This window comes from Marimonas arenosa (assembly GCF_030848945.1).
Taxonomy (GTDB): Bacteria; Pseudomonadota; Alphaproteobacteria; order Rhodobacterales; family Rhodobacteraceae; genus Marimonas; species Marimonas arenosa.
Genome location: NZ_JANHAX010000002.1, coordinates 149,638 through 164,657, shown reverse-complemented (window position 1 = coordinate 164,657; position 15,020 = coordinate 149,638). Strand labels below are relative to the sequence as shown.

The window sequence follows — 15,020 nt, the reverse complement described above, 5'->3', positions numbered from 1 at the left end:
CCCTCAGGCTTTTGTCACCAGATTCATTGGCAGGCCCCGCGCAGCAAAAGCGTTACGGGTATCAACTATTGGAATGTTCAGCGCTGCGAGCTCGGCATAGTCCACCTGGTCGTGATCGGTGGCGATCAATATCGCGTCGTAAACCCTCTCGCCAATTTCTGAAGGTTGAACAGCCTTACGGCCAAATAGATGAGGGAACTCCCGCAAACGCGGGATACTTTCGATATGGGGATCGAGAAAATCAACCTCGGCGCCGCCATCCAACATCATGTCCAACAGTTTGATCGACGGGCTTTCTCGGGTGTCCGGAACGTTCTTCTTGTAGCTGATCCCTACCAGAAGTACCCGCGCTTTGCTGAGCGCCTTTCCGGCAGACTTATCCAAAACCTCTCGGAGTCGCGTTATGACATATCCCGGCATATTGACGTTGATCTCGCCGGCAAGTTCAATGAAGCGGGTCGAATGACCATATTCGCGCGCCTTCCAAGTGAGATAGAATGGATCTATCGGAATACAGTGCCCGCCCAGACCAGGCCCCGGATAGAAAGGCATGAAGCCAAAAGGCTTGGTCGCCGCACCGTCTATCACCTCCCAGACATCGATACCCATAGTATCGTAGACCATCTTCAGCTCGTTCACCAAAGCGATGTTGACCGCTCGAAAGATATTCTCAGTGATCTTGACCGCCTCGGCAGTCCGGGTTGATGAAACCGGCACCACTTTGTCGACCACGTTTTCGTAAAATGCGGCTACCAATTGGTTGGCTTCGACGCTGTCGCCACCCACGATCTTTGGGATACTGCTTGTCGAAAACTTTGCATTGCCGGGGTCTTCGCGCTCTGGGCTGAACGCGACCCAGAAATCCGTTCCGGCTACCTTCCCGCCACTGGCAAGAATCGGAGTAAGAACCTCTCCGGTAGTCCCGGGGAAGGTGGTGGACTCCAGGACCACAAGCGTACCCTGGGCCATATTCTCTGCAACGGCGCGTGCTGTTGCCTCAACATATGACAAGTCCGGTTCGCGATGCTTTGTCAGCGGTGTGGGAACGCAGATAACGATGACTTGGCATTCTGCCAGACGGCTGAAATCAGCAGACCACGATATCCGGCCTGTCCTAACAACACTGTCCAACATTTCTTGGCTGACGGCATCGATATAGCTCTCGCTACGGTCCAACGCCGCGACCTTCCCACTGTCAATATCGAAACCGATCACGGGATACCTTCCACGATCCGCTGCGGTTACCGCCAGTGGCAAGCCAACATAGCCAAGACCGATCACGCCCACGGTTGCCTGGCATGTCTGCACCATGTGCAACAGCTCGGTATACAAGTTTTTCGGCAATCCAGGCTGCTTCAGCACATTCACTGATTTGTCCCTTTTCTGTTGCCAGTGTCGTCCATATGGATAAAGGAGCGCAGCGCGTCGATCAATTCTTGGCTCGCGTAAGAAGAAATCACTTTTCCCGCATCGATCTTGCCCCTTGCCAGCCTGTCCAGCAAGTCCGGAAGAGCGGTTTCATCCTCAGCAGCGAATACTCCCGGCTTGTCGCGAAGTCGCTGCACCGTGGCATACTGATGATCATTTCGGGTTTCCTCAAGATGACCGCGCCTGGGAAGAATTACCACGGGTTTATTCAGCATCAGTGCCGTGATGATCGAGCCCATGCCGGCATGGGATATGACAAATTCCGCTTCGCGGAAATGAAGTTGGTAGTCGTTTGGATCGAGAGTATCCACGGTGCGAAAATTCTGCGGCCGGTAACCTGCTCGGGCAGTAATCTGGCCGAGGACGTCCGGTTTATCAGGGCGCGCTGCGCACCAATTGTCTACTGCGCGTACAAGCCGGTCGAAAGGCTCATGAGTGCCGACTGTCAAGAAAATCATAATACCGCGCCGCGACAATCCGGCCCACCAGGTTTGGCCAAGTGCTCCCACTGCGTGAGCCATAGCGTTGAATATCGCCCTGCCCGTTGTCCGGACATTGAAAGCTCGTCCGCATTGGCAATGCTGTCGATCCAGACTGTCCGGCGGCGCAGTCGGGATCCGACGAACAATGCCATACCGCCAGGCGCCGCACCCGTGGTGATGATAACGTCCGGCCAAACTCGCAGAATGATCCAGCATATCTGCAGCATCGATTTGACTAGCTTCAGCTTTTGATGCCGGTTTGCTTCCTGAACGACAAAAAACGCTGGTTCTTCCTGTCCGCGTTCGAGCGCAACTTCAGCTACTCCGGTCCGGTAACCGGGTTGGGTCGTGACATAAGTAACGGAACAACCGTCCCACGCAGGAATTAGACGGCACAATTGCACCCAATGACCGCCGCCTGACGCAATAGCCAGCACGCGTTTTGGCCGTTCGCCAGTCTTCCTAGTCCAAAGCTTTGGCATAAATGTCGCCCATTCGTTGCATCTTCAAACCACTTCTTGATGCAAAATCAATAACTTCACGCGTCAAACCAAGTACATAGTCAGAATGGGACATCCCATCAGCCTGAACTTCGTCGCGGTCGAGGTCGTGCATCAAGATCACCCCACCTCCGTCTGTTTTCAACTCGTTGAGAACATCGCTCACCGGTCGCCTCTTCCAAACATCCTGGCTATCGATTGTCCACCACCCCAATCGAAGTTTGCGCAAGTAGCAGTCAAAAAAAGTCAACAGCGTCGCCTTGCCGTAAGGAGGTCGGAAAATCTCAGTTGTTGCACCGTTGCTCTGCAGGCTTTTCAACCCCTTGGCGAGATCCGCAGCGGAGTGCCAAGGCCAGGTTTTCCATGCGTTACTGTGATCATACGTGTGGCTGCCCACTTCGTGCCCGCCTTCGCGCAAGAGCCGGACGGCCTCCCGGTTCACCTCGGCATTGCGTCCAAGAAGGAAAAAAGTTGCCTGTACCTTGTGCTCCGAGAGCAATTCCAGAAGCTGAGGCAGCAATTGCTCACTGGGACCGTCGTCATAGCTGAGCACGACTATTCCTTGTTCCCGACAATACCGGCGCAATTTGCCGGACGATAGCCGCCTTAAAGCGAATGGAATCAGGTACCAAGCCGCTAAAAGAGAGCCAAAAAGCGCAACGGCGTAAAGGACAATCACGAAATACTCTCCAATCGGTCGCGAAACTCTCGCACAAGTCCGCTAACGTCTCAAGATGAACCCCTGTAAACAGCTTGTTCACAAAATCAAATTGCCTAGTCGTTCGCTACCCCGATCTTTTCAACATCCAAGCCGCTAGCCAACCCGAAACAAACCCGGCCAGATGGGTTTGCCAAGCCAATACGCCCTCCAACAGCACCCAAAATATGACATTCATCGCGATCAGAACCAGCACTATGCTTGCGACAGGCCAGAGCCCCCGACCTTCGCGCCTGTGATCCGCGAATTCCCAGAAAACCAGAGCTCCGGCCAATCCGAACAAAGCCCCCGAGGCACCGACGACGGGTTGGGGGTTGTTTCCCAAAAGTGCAAAGCCCGCCGCGCCTCCAATAGCCGACAAAACATAGATCGCCAGCAGCTTCCATTGCCCCACGCGCGCCTGCACGGCCGGACCGAGAAAGACCAGAATGAGCATGTTGCCGGCAAGATGCGATAATCCGCCGTGTAAAAAGGAATAGCTGAGAAACATCAACCAGGGCTGGGCAACATAGTTCGGCCGCCAATCGTCAAGCAGACCCGCCCAGAAAGCGCCATTTTGATAGGCCAACCCCCGCCATCGGGTAGACCCAATGAACCCGAGGTCAGCTGACATCAGCACGAGTTCCACTACGCAGCAAAGCCCCGCCAACAGCAGCAAGACCGTCCACGAGCGCAGGTGACCGAGGTATGTACAGACAGAGGACGATGATCGTGTTTCAGGCGTCATTAAGCCCTTCTTGCGATCTGCCCGCTAATTTGGCAAGCCAAGCCGAGGGCACTGGCTCTTGCCTGAGACTGGCTGAAGCTGCTGGAGAACTGTTTTGACCACCGGGAAAACCTCCCCCAAGGCACCATCGCTGGGACGTGTGGCGCGCGGCAATCTGTGCGCCGGCTGCGGCGGTTGCGCCCTGGTCGCACCAGGAAAGGTTGTCATGGAAATGACGCCCCCCGGCTATCTTCGTCCCCGTCAGACTGCGCCACTCACTGAACTGGAGGATGCGCGCATCGCCCGAATTTGCCCGGGGTTGGGACAGGATGTCGAACCCGCCGGCCGAACTGACGATGTTTTGTGGGGACCCTACGAGGCCGTGAAGGTCGGCTTTGCCACCGATCCCGGGTTGCGGTTTTCAGCCTCCTCCGGCGGAGCGCTTTCGGCACTGCTGGTCCATCTTTTGCAAAGCGGGAAAGTCGATGCCGTGATCCAGACGGCGGCATCGCCCAAGGTGCCGGTTGCGAATGTAACGGTGCTGTCGAAAACCGCGGCCGACGTACAGGCCGCCGCAGGCTCGCGATACGCTCCCTCGGCGCCGCTCGCCGAGTTGGCGCCGCACCTCGACAGCGATTTGCGTTTCACGTTCGTTGGAAAACCCTGCGATGTTGCCGCCCTGCGCGCGCTTGCGGCCGAAGACCCGAGAATCGGGGCAAGCATCCCTTATATGCTTTCCTTTTTCTGCGCGGGTGTTCCCTCGCAAGCAGGGGGCGAAGCTGTCCTGACGGCACTCGGCACGGATCTGCAGAGCACCGAGTCCTTCCGCTATCGCGGCAATGGCTGGCCCGGCCGCGCAACCGCCAGTCTGAAAGACGGGACCGAGCGATCGATGACGTATCACGAAAGCTGGGGGACCATCCTTTCGGACCATGCCCAGCTGCGGTGCAAGATTTGCGCGGACGGCACAGGAAAGGCCGCTGATCTGGTCTGCGCAGATGCCTGGCACTGCGATGACAAAGGCTATCCACTGTTTGAGGAAAGCGAGGGCGTCAGCCTTGTGATGGCGCGCACCGAAACCGGTGCGGCGATCATGCGAGAGGCCGAAGATGCCGGGCAGATAGAATTGGCTCCCTTCAACCTTGAAGACCTGAAGTCTATCCAGCCGGGTCAACTGGGACGTCGCCGCGCACTTCTTGCCAGGCTGGCCGGTTTGCGCCTGCTCGGACGTCCGGTGCCACGGTATCGCGGGCTGCACATTTTCGCCGCCGCCCGGCGAAACAGTTTTGCAAAGAACCTCCGGAATTTCGTTGGAATGCTTCGGCGTGGATTAACCGGGCGATTGGACTGAGTTCATGCGACGTGGGTGTTCTTTATTGTTCCGACCTTTTCCTTCCTTGACCGAAAAGCGGGCGATCACGCCGAAGAGCGCCAAACAGGCGGCCCCGTAAAGATCAGACCGGACGTATACCGGTGATGTTCAGCAGCTCGTGAAAAAAGCTCCTGACAGTAGACAAGGGCCTTTGAAATGTTACTCTTGTAATGTGAATAGGCTCGTCACGAAGGGGGGTTAACGTGTTTTGGTCAGTTTTCATTTCACTCTACATCTGCGTATCTCTTTTTGCCATCAGCATGACATATCAGGAGCAGAAGCGGCTTGGGAAAAGCAGCCCGATTTTCAATCTGATTAGCTTTGTTCTGTGCGTTTTGTGGCCATTGGCCCTCAGTGCGATCGCGATTTCTGTATGGTTCTATCCTACGAAACGGGATCTGACTTAGGTCGATGGAGTATGTTCCCTGAGCGAGCGCTGCTGCAAAAAGGACAATTCAGTTCGGCGACACATGGCTGATTCCTCATACGCGAAAAAGTATTTGGCGGAACACGCCCAACAATTCGACACGAGACTCCCTGGCATCTGGAATCACGAAAACCGCGGATTGGGGGCTCAACTGAAGCAGGAACGATGTTGCTTTCGGCGAAATTCCCTGTTGATTCGCGGAGAGGAACAAATCTACAGAACTTCTGGTTGAAGCCTCCACCTTATTGCCCCCTAAGGGCGATACTCGCGGCATTTAGTGGGCAATCTGTTTCGATATTTGCACCAATCTCTCAAGGCCAGGGCCACGTGGAATGAAATCGCGGCAAAATCAAGGCGATTTCTAGGGAATCGGTCGGCGACTGAGTTGCTGACTGGAAACTGTGCCGCTACTCTCCCCCCAATAGTAATCGGACGGCACTGCTGCAGATGCCGTGACTGTTAACGAGGTTGTGATGACTGGTAAGCTTTTTGGATCTTTGGCCGGCGCCGCCGTGGCAGTTGTATCTCTGTCAACAAGCGCGGAGGCCGTTTCGCTTTCTTATGACGGGCAAAACAACGGCGCGGTTGGCGTTTACACGACCAACAGCGACGATCCGCCGAACAGAAGCGGGTCAGCCGGCGTGTTCACGATGAACAACAACGATACCGGCGGAACCTTCCTGGCCTGGTGCCTTGATTTGTATGATTATCTCGCCGGCGGTGAATACACCCAGTTGAACGGGCCATTCACCGGAACGGAATCAGATCCTACGGCAGGGAGCAACCCGAACCCTTATTCCACCGCGAGCGGAAACAGCTGGCAAGCGCCGGTGCTGACCAATGAACAGCTGGCGAAAATCGAAAACCTTTTCGAAGTCAATGCGCTCACCGTTGAAGCGATCTACTCCGGGGTGAACAGCATCCAGTCCGCCGGCTTCCAGATGGCGCTTTGGGAGATTATCTACGAGACCGGGGACAGTTACGGTCTTACAAGCGGCAATTTCCAGGGTAGCCCGAGCAACAGCACGCGTGACGCAGTCAACGATGCTGCCGACGGGTTTCTGGCCAACCTTGGCGGGACGATTCAGCAAAATTACGACCTGACGTTCTGGCAGCACAACAGCGGTACCAATCAGAATCTTGTTAGCATTGCAGCCGTTCCGGTGCCTGCAGCGGGCCTGCTGCTGCTGACCGGTCTGGCCGGGATTGGCTTCGCCGCTCGGCGGCGCCGCAAGGAAAGCTGATGCGAGCCTGACAACCGACGTCACGCTTGCTTTAACAAACTGAAACGGCCTGCCGGACTTGGCAGGCCGTTTCAGTTTGTTAATCGACCTGGATTGAAAGTTCGCGATGCAGTTCCTGAAAAGGCTCCTCCTGAAAGTGCTCCGCAAACACTGCTCATTCCTGTCCGCGACCACATCGGCGCCGTCGCATTCCGGAGCAATCTGCCGCATACCGAGTGGCTTCTACGAGATTACGGGAATAACACCGACTGGTCCCGAACCCACGAAAGAAGATTTCAGGCCACGCATCCAGCGCCAAAATGATCGAATGAAACCCGTCACATTCGATAAGCGCCGCGACCGGGTCGAGATTTTCTTCAGCAGGCTGAAGGACGGGCGGCACACGGCACCGGCAAAAACTGAAGCTCAAAGGTTTTCCTCTCCACCTTAGCCTTCGCCGCAACCGCCATATTTTGGTTATAAATCCCGACTTTACGGACTTCCGAACGACCCCGCTCCTTGCGAATCGTTCCAGACAAAGACGATCAGAGTGTTTCCAAGTTGCGAACAAACGAGGCTTTCCAGTCGTGATTGTGTGCAGATTTCTTCAGCTTGGGATTGAAAATCCATAAAGAAATTTTCTTCTTAGGGGTGATTTTCTAGCAAAATCAATATCTTAATTTTTGATGGAAATAGGCTTCGTTTTGCCTTAATATAAACATGGAGTGTTTCAATTGGGCGCGATTCGCGCCATCTTTTTTGTTGGGGGAAGTACCATGAAAACGCCGCGTCTCTTGGGAGCCATAGCTGCTGTTGCCTTCACAGCGCTTTCATCGAACGCCATTGCGGCTACTGTGTCGCTGAACTCAAACATTCAGTGCTCGGAAGGTAACGCGAACACGATTTCGGTTGGCGATGTCACCGGCAATAACGGTGGAGCTGACGATTGCTGGGGCGCCTACGATGGGAACGATCCGGGTCCCGGCGGGGCATTCGAGTTGGACGGCGTCGAATACACGTTCCTGACCAAATACGAATTCGATAATGGCACTGGTGTGACCGAAGGGGCGGATATCGGCCTGACCTGGACTCAAGGAACCTCGGGCACTTGGACGATCACGTCCGCTATCGGGCAGGATTTCCTGATCGTCCTGAAAGCGTCAAGCACGCCTGGATATGGCGTATGGTCGTTCTTTGGTGATCCTAACAATACTTCGACCAGCGGCACGTTCGACGTCGCCTGGAATAAGGATCTTTCACACTTGGCGATCTACGTAGCGCCCATCCCTATTCCGGCAGCCGGCCTGATGCTGATCGGGGCGCTTGGTGGTCTGGGTTTCGTGGCACGACGGAAGCGCCGCGCGGCCTAACCGCGAACAGAGAGATTTTTGAGCGGGCGGTGGACGACAAGTCTGCCGCCCGCTTAATATTTCAACAACCAGATTGCGACGACCCCGCGGCAGGTGCCACTGTTGCAGGCTTAGCGAGATCGTTTCAAGCAACGCGCTACCGGTACGCCAACCGCGTGGCTGGATCCCTCGACAGTAAAGAACGAAATCTTTGTCCTGGCTGCTTCGCATTCGAAGTCGTTTGAAAACGACGTCACGGCAGTTTTCGGGTTTTCAGTAAGAGGGCCTGTTTATTGCGGAACCAAACGGTATACGGTTGCATATGAATTCGAACGGAGCTCGGAAATGACCGAAAGACATGACAAGTCCGGATTACAGGTCGCCAGCGAACTGGCCGCGTTCATCGATGAGCGTGCGCTTCCCGGGACCGGGGTCGAAACAGAAGCGTTCTGGACCGGCCTTTCCAAGATCATCCATGAACTGGGACCGGAAAACCGCGAACTGCTTGACCGGCGGCAACGGCTTCAGGAACAGATCGACGCCTGGCACATCGAACGGCGAGGGCAGCCACATGATCACAACGCATACAAGGCGTTCCTGACCGATATCGGATACCTGGCGCCGGAAGGGCCGGATTTCGAGATCGCGACCTCGAATGTCGATCCCGAGATCGCCCTGATCCCCGGACCGCAGCTGGTCGTGCCGATCACCAATGCGCGCTACGCGTTGAACGCCGCCAACGCCCGTTGGGGAAGCCTCTATGACGCGCTTTACGGGACCGACGCGCTGGGCTCAGCCCCTCCCGCGGGAGGCTACGACAAGGGGCGCGGCGCGCGGGTCGTGGCGTGGGCGCGGGTGTTCCTTGACGATGCTTTCCCCGTTGCCGGCCTGTCGCATGCCGACGCGCGGCGATATCACGTGCGCGACGGGGCGCTGCTGGTTGATGACCTGCCACTGATGCAGCCGGAAAAATTCGTCGGCTACCGTGGCCATCCCAAGGCACCGGACGCCGTGCTTCTGGTCAATCATGGGCTGCATGTCGAACTGGTGTTTGACCGCACCCACCCCATCGGCAGTCGGGACCAGGCCGGCCTGGCGGATATTCGGCTGGAAAGCGCCGTGTCGGCCATCATGGATTGCGAAGATTCCGTGGCCTGCGTCGATGCCGAAGACAAAGTCCTGGCCTATGCCAACTGGCTGGGCCTGATGCGCGGCGACCTGACCGCAGAAGTGTCCAAGGGTGGAGACCGGTTTACCCGCGCGTTGAGTCCCGACCTGACCTACGCGGCGCCTGACGGCAGCCCAAGCTCGGTCAAAGGCCGGGCCCTGATGCTGGTCCGCAATGTCGGACACCTGATGACCAACCCCGCCATTCTGGACCGCGATGGCGAAGAGGTCTTCGAAGGTCTGATGGACGCGATGATCACGACCTTGATCGCCATACACGACTTGCAGCGCGATGGTGGCAACTCGGTCGAGGGCTCGGTCTATGTGGTCAAACCGAAGATGCATGGGCCGGAGGAGGTCGCCTTTGCCGTCAGGACATTCGACATGGTCGAAGATGCCCTGGGCCTGCCGCGCAACACCGTGAAAATCGGCATCATGGACGAGGAACGCCGCACCTCGGTCAATCTCAAGGAATGCATCCGCGCCGCCAAACACCGTGTCGCCTTCATCAATACCGGCTTCCTCGACCGGACCGGCGACGAGATCCACACGTCGATGGAAGCCGGACCATTCAGCCGCAAGGATTTCATCAAGCGCAAAGCCTGGATCGGCGCTTACGAGAACCTGAATGTCGATATCGGGCTGGAATGCGGGCTGATGCGCAAGGCGCAGATCGGCAAGGGCATGTGGGCGATGCCTGACATGATGGCGGCGATGCTGGACCAGAAAATCGAGCATCCCCGCGCCGGGGCAAGCTGCGCCTGGGTGCCCAGTCCAACCGCCGCGACCCTGCACGCGTTGCACTACCACAAGGTGGACGTATTCAAAGTGCAGGAGAAACTCAAAGCGGGCGGCCGCCGGGCACATGTCGACGGAATCCTGGACATCCCCCTCGCAACGTTCCGGCGCTGGACGTCCGAGCAGATCATCCGCGAGGTCGAGAACAACGCGCAAGGTATCCTGGGCTATGTCGTCCGCTGGATCGACCAGGGCGTGGGGTGTTCCAAAGTGCCGGATGTCAACGATGTCGGCCTGATGGAGGACCGTGCAACCTGCCGTATTTCCGCCCAGCACATCGCCAACTGGCTGCACCACGGGGTGGTCAGCCAGGACCAGGTCATGGTCGCGCTGCGCAAGATGGCCGAAATCGTGGACGCGCAGAACGCGGACGATCCGCACTATCGCCCGATGGCCCCCGGCTTCGACGGGATCGCGTTTCAGGCGGCCTGCGACCTGGTGTTCAAGGGGCGGGTGCAGCCGTCAGGCTACACCGAGCCTATTCTCCATCAACGACGGCTTGAGTTGAAGCGCAAAAGCCTCGGCTGAGGTTGCGAGAGCTGCCCACGGTCGGGAAAGCCGGGGGTGAAGACATGTCTGGAAGGGAAAACCATGGCGATTTCATTGACCGAAGCACGCACTATCATCGCAAAAGCCCTTGAAAAAGGCCGGGAGCTGGACCTGAAGCCGTTGTCTGTGGTCGTTCTGGATAGCGGCGGTCACGTCAAAGCCTTCGAACGAGAGGACGGCGCCTCGCCCGGGCGTTTCGCGATTGCGCATGGCAAGGCATACGGATCGATCATGCTCGGCCTGGCCGGCACCGCGCAGATGCAACGGGCCGAGAGTCAAACCTATTTCATGGATGCCATGAACGGGCTGTTCGGTGGTCGGGTCGTTCCTGTGCCTGGCGGCGTGCTCGTTCGCAACGACGCCGACGAGGTCATCGGCGCTGTCGGCGTGACCGGCGACAGCTCGGACAACGATGCGATCGCGGCGGTGGCCGGGATCGCGGCGGCGGGGCTGACCGGCGAAATCTGAGCTCGCACCAGGATCATGCCGATCATCGGCGTCCGCGTTTGAACATGAACAGACCGTGGCAACCGGATCTTTGAGCCAGCATCAGGCTGTTATGTCTGGTCCATGTCACAATGTGGATTGCCACTGTTTAAAAGGTCGTGGGCCGAACTGTTAATCGCGCCCTTGTCGCGGCTGCCGTGGCTGTCGGCAACGGCTTTCAGACATGACGCCTCACCGCCAGGTGGATAATCTCGGAGCTGGTCCCAGAATATGCCAAAGAACAGCGCCTTGTGATCTGCGCAGGGTTCGAAAGCCGCCTGCCGGTCTCAAGCCGAAGTTCTTTGACAGGTCCCAAAATCCTCCGCATTATCACGTCATACGAGGATCGGTTGGCTTTCGATCGAATGTGAAAGGACCCTGAAATGAAGAAAACTGCTTGCGCCGCTGTCATTGCGGCCTGCTTCGTCGCCGGACCGGCGGTCGCTGAAGACATCACAACAACCAAGCCCGACCCGTTCATCTCGACTCAGATGGCGGGAGGTTTGGGAGGAATGGGCCTGGGTGGGGTCCTTGTTATCACCACGTTTGCCGTGATCACGGCTGTTGCGGCAAGCGGCACCTGATCCAAGAAGATTAACCAGGATGGAGAGAAACCGGGCGTCATTGGCCCGGTTTCTTTTGACTTAACGTCAAAGATCCAGAGGTCAGGTCGGTCGCGACAGCGCAACCCGGCGTGGGTCGCACAGGGCGGCTTCGACACCTAGTCTTTGATCAATCGCTCTCTTGTGGAGTTTTCCAGAAACCAGTCCCCTAAGACCTTTTAACGAGCGGTTATGCTCGATGGTCGCCCAGGGCTCGGCCCCGACTTTCCGTTCAAATGCCTAAGTGGTGGCTCTGTCGGCTTTACGGTGGGAGACGGACGCGCCCGCAACAGAGCGGCGGTACGATTTCGCTTGAAATGATCCAAGGTGGAGATGAGCCTGATCAGGCGAGCCCCGCCTGAACCTCGACCTCCAGTAAAGAGAGCGCCCCCATGTCGCGCAATTTCGAAACTCTAGACGACATCATCGACAATGGGTTCTGTATCGGATGCGGTCTCTGCAAGGCATTGGCGCCCGGAGCCGCTATCACCATGGCAGAGTCTGAGAATGGCCATCTGCGCCCGCGCGCAGCCAACTCTATTCCCGTTGACCAAGAAGCCGCGATCCTGCGGCTTTGTCCCGGCATCAATGTTCACGGGCCATTCGGAAAACAAATCGACAAGGTCGATCCGGTCTGGGGGCAGGTACGAAGGATCGCGCGCGGCTATGCGGCGGATCCTGATATCCGGTTCAGGGCTGCCGCCGGCGGCATCATGACGGCGCTCAGCCAGTTTCTGATCGACAGCGGCCTGGTCAGCAAAGTCCTGCAGGTGCAAGCCGATCCGAAAGACGCGCTTCACTCTCGGCCGGTTGTGAGCCGCGATGCGGGTTCCGTGCTCGCAAGCTCAGGGTCGCGCTATGCCACCTGCGCCACGCTCGAAACACTGCCCGATATTTTGGCCGAAGGCGAACCGATTGCCGTCGCGATGAAACCCTGCGACATCGCCGCAATCCGAAACTTGCAGGCCGAGGACAGTCGGGCACGCGAGTTGATCGTGTGCACCATCGCACTGTTTTGCGGAACGGTCCCGAGCCTGAAAGCCTCGGACGATTTCCTCGCCCGGCGCGGCCTGGCGCGGGAGGATATCGCGGAGTTTCGCTGGCGGGGCCACGGTTGCCCGGGGCCGACTTACGCACGAACAGCGGATGGTCGTGAGTTTGAAGGCCCCTATCGTGAATTCTGGGTCGATCATCAATGGACCACGCAGTTTCGCTGCAAGATATGTCCGGATGCAGTGGGGTTGCAGGCGGACATCGCCACTGGCGACGCCTGGCCGGGCGGCTGGCCGACGGGCGAGAGCGAGGGCTGGAACATGCTGATCGCCCATACCGAGGTCGGCGAGCAGTTGCTGGCCGAGTGCGAAGAAGCCGGCAAGATCCGGCTCGAGGAGTCTGATATTGAGCTGTTGTCCGACACCCAGCCCCACCACGTAGACCTCCGGCGGGCCCTGGCCGCCCGGCTAGCCGCTGCACGGATTGCTGGCCTGCCCGAACCCAATTTCCGTGGGCTCGGACTGAATGCCTGCTCCGCCGGCCTCGACCCGGACACTTTAGCGCGCAATTTCGCGGGCACGTTAACACGTGTCCGCGCGGGTCAAGGCGATCAGGCGGTTAAGGCTGATTACGCCGATTGAAGAGAAGCCGGCGGCTGCAGCCAGCATCAATTGCCATCGAACCCATTTCTCCCTTTTCAGCCGGTCAGCAAAGAAGATGCTCGTGCGATAGTCACACTTTGTTAGCTTGGCAATGAGCAGATTGCGCACCAGACGCATAAGCGAGCTGAACGCGTTTCCCGACAATAGTTCGATGATCGAACGCATCAACGATGATCACTGATCTGAACGCGTTGCCTGGAAGAGGAGGAGAGCTGTCAAATCACAGAGTCTTCTCAAGACTGATTCGATACTAAGTCCGTCCGCACCGGCACCACGACCCTTGGTCCATCGCACACGACCGCCTCAGTTCACAAGATTTCCCACATTATCTCATATTTCCGCAGAGCTACCAAACACTAGCCCTAGGAGATGAATTGGCGCAACCGTGCTTATCGCGCGAGCTAAAGGTATGCTAGAGAAATAAACCTGGACTGGTGAAGTAGCCGCACTTAGAAACCGAAGTTTCGGGTTGATTCCATCGGGAATTGGACTAAGCAAAAGCCGGAGGACCAGTCGACACGGCGGGCCAATAACTGATCGAACGACGAAAATAAACTCTAAGAAACCAACGGAAAAGTTGCCATCATCAAACAGGTGCAGAGGAACCCTAGATCAGAAGGCGGGTTTGAGTGTGAGCAATCGAAAGAAAGTCGACTTCAGTTTTCGCCGTGATAAAGGGATCACCGGCCAACTCCTGTATTTGCTGTATCGCCAAAATTTTTTCAACCTAAAGAAGCTCGTGCTCAAACTACTTTGGTATGTTTTAGGAAAACACTACCAGTTTTACTCATTGTCGCTTAGGAAAATGCTTAAGGACGTCCATGGTATTGAAGTAGGACTGTATTCCCACGGGGGCTGTTGCACTCCGGGTAATTTTCCTCCGGGAACCCACGTAGGTAGGTATTGTTCGATTGGTGCGTCGGCACAAGCGCACAGGAATCACCCAATTCAAACAATATCGTCTCACGCATTTTTCTTTAATCCGAACTTGGGGTATATCACAGGACAATATCTTCCGGACTCGGAACTCAGTATCGGGAGTGACGTTTGGATCGGTCAAAACGTGAATATCCTGTCCAGCTGCACCGAAATCGGACACGGCGCTGTAATTGGTGCCGGTGCGGTCCTTAACAAGAATGTGCCGCCCTATGCTGTGGTGCTGGGCAATCCGGGGCGTATTGTTCGATATCGCTTCTCGGAAGAAAGAATAGCCGAGCTCTTGCAGTCAAAATGGTGGGAAAAGGATATCGAAGAGCTTGCCGACCAAATTGAAGAATTCAAGATTTCGAAGCAATAATCAGCCTGACCTAGGTGATCTGAATTGAGAGACCAGCTTCAACAGGGCGGGTCAAAATAGTGGAGCTTAGTTTGACGTGGGCAAGAGATGTGTGTCGCAGATCCGTATTGTGGTCGATCCTTCAGTGTTTGGTGTTCCGGCGAGCTTGCGTCTTTTTCAACTTCGAACTGTGCCAAAGCCTCAGCACTCGAGACCATTTCGGAGAAAATCGGATCGGCCACCCGGCTCAGTTAATTGACGGCGTAAGGCGCAGCGCAAATA

The 15,020-nt window shown here is 56.8% G+C and carries 12 protein-coding genes; 8 read left to right on the top strand and 4 right to left on the bottom strand.

From position 1 onward, the window contains the following. Positions 1–3: 3 nt before the first annotated feature. The 4 genes from NO357_RS07040 to NO357_RS07025 all read right to left on the bottom strand — a co-directional run bounded on the left by NO357_RS07040 (position 4) and on the right by NO357_RS07025 (position 3,855). A complete protein-coding gene (locus NO357_RS07040) occupies positions 4–1,368 on the bottom strand; it encodes a nucleotide sugar dehydrogenase (protein WP_306734928.1) in 1,365 nt (454 codons plus the stop codon). Continuing rightward, on the bottom strand, positions 1,365–1,886 hold the full coding sequence (locus NO357_RS07035) for a glycosyltransferase (RefSeq protein ID WP_306734927.1): 522 nt from the start codon (positions 1,884–1,886) through the stop codon (positions 1,365–1,367). Before NO357_RS07035 ends, NO357_RS07040 begins: the two co-directional genes overlap by 4 nt. Before the next feature lie 486 nt (positions 1,887–2,372). After that, entirely contained in the window at positions 2,373–3,089 is a 717-nt protein-coding gene (locus tag NO357_RS07030) for a polysaccharide deacetylase family protein (protein WP_306734926.1), read from the bottom strand. A gap of 106 nt (positions 3,090–3,195) precedes the next feature. Beyond that, positions 3,196–3,855 (bottom strand): rhomboid family intramembrane serine protease, encoded by a 660-nt coding sequence (locus tag NO357_RS07025; RefSeq protein WP_306734925.1) that lies wholly within the window; start codon positions 3,853–3,855, stop codon positions 3,196–3,198. A 205-nt stretch (positions 3,856–4,060) separates the two neighbouring features. On the opposite strand from NO357_RS07025, the gene NO357_RS07020 reads away from it, so the two are divergent. From NO357_RS07020 to NO357_RS06985, 8 genes are all read left to right on the top strand, one after another. After that, positions 4,061–5,185 carry a Coenzyme F420 hydrogenase/dehydrogenase, beta subunit C-terminal domain gene (locus NO357_RS07020; RefSeq protein ID WP_306734924.1) on the top strand — a complete coding sequence of 375 codons (1,125 nt, stop codon included), beginning with the start codon at positions 4,061–4,063 and terminating at the stop codon, positions 5,183–5,185. Between the two features lie 921 nt (positions 5,186–6,106). Beyond that, on the top strand, positions 6,107–6,877 hold the full coding sequence (locus tag NO357_RS07015; RefSeq protein ID WP_306734923.1) for a VPLPA-CTERM sorting domain-containing protein: 771 nt from the start codon (positions 6,107–6,109) through the stop codon (positions 6,875–6,877). A 713-nt stretch (positions 6,878–7,590) separates the two neighbouring features. Then, a complete protein-coding gene (locus NO357_RS07010) occupies positions 7,591–8,226 on the top strand; it encodes a VPLPA-CTERM sorting domain-containing protein (protein ID WP_306734922.1) in 636 nt (211 codons plus the stop codon). 324 nt (positions 8,227–8,550) lie between these two features. Continuing rightward, positions 8,551–10,698 (top strand): malate synthase G, encoded by a 2,148-nt coding sequence (locus tag NO357_RS07005; protein WP_306734921.1) that lies wholly within the window; start codon positions 8,551–8,553, stop codon positions 10,696–10,698. A 63-nt stretch (positions 10,699–10,761) separates the two neighbouring features. Further along, positions 10,762–11,187, top strand: coding sequence for a GlcG/HbpS family heme-binding protein (locus NO357_RS07000; protein ID WP_306734920.1), 426 nt, complete (start codon positions 10,762–10,764; stop codon positions 11,185–11,187). 401 nt (positions 11,188–11,588) lie between these two features. Next, complete coding sequence (locus NO357_RS06995; RefSeq protein WP_306734919.1) at positions 11,589–11,789, top strand: hypothetical protein; 201 nt, start codon at positions 11,589–11,591, stop codon at positions 11,787–11,789. Between the two features lie 410 nt (positions 11,790–12,199). Further along, positions 12,200–13,441 carry a Coenzyme F420 hydrogenase/dehydrogenase, beta subunit C-terminal domain gene (locus NO357_RS06990; protein WP_306734918.1) on the top strand — a complete coding sequence of 414 codons (1,242 nt, stop codon included), beginning with the start codon at positions 12,200–12,202 and terminating at the stop codon, positions 13,439–13,441. A 652-nt stretch (positions 13,442–14,093) separates the two neighbouring features. Continuing rightward, positions 14,094–14,759 (top strand): CatB-related O-acetyltransferase, encoded by a 666-nt coding sequence (locus NO357_RS06985; protein ID WP_306734917.1) that lies wholly within the window; start codon positions 14,094–14,096, stop codon positions 14,757–14,759. The last annotated feature ends 261 nt before the right edge of the window (positions 14,760–15,020 follow it).

Bases quoted from the DNA above. Each gene is read 5' to 3' on its own strand.
- NO357_RS07005 (WP_306734921.1), top strand. From the start codon at position 8,551: ATGACCGAAAGACATGACAAGTCCGGATTACAGGTCGCCAGCGAACTG.
- NO357_RS07015 (WP_306734923.1), top strand. From the start codon at position 6,107: ATGACTGGTAAGCTTTTTGGATCTTTGGCCGGCGCCGCCGTGGCAGTT.
- NO357_RS06990 (WP_306734918.1), top strand. From the start codon at position 12,200: ATGTCGCGCAATTTCGAAACTCTAGACGACATCATCGACAATGGGTTC.
- NO357_RS07035 (WP_306734927.1), bottom strand. From the start codon at position 1,886: ATGATTTTCTTGACAGTCGGCACTCATGAGCCTTTCGACCGGCTTGTA.
- NO357_RS07025 (WP_306734925.1), bottom strand. From the start codon at position 3,855: ATGACGCCTGAAACACGATCATCGTCCTCTGTCTGTACATACCTCGGT.
- NO357_RS07020 (WP_306734924.1), top strand. From the start codon at position 4,061: ATGGAAATGACGCCCCCCGGCTATCTTCGTCCCCGTCAGACTGCGCCA.
- NO357_RS06995 (WP_306734919.1), top strand. From the start codon at position 11,589: ATGAAGAAAACTGCTTGCGCCGCTGTCATTGCGGCCTGCTTCGTCGCC.
- NO357_RS07000 (WP_306734920.1), top strand. From the start codon at position 10,762: ATGGCGATTTCATTGACCGAAGCACGCACTATCATCGCAAAAGCCCTT.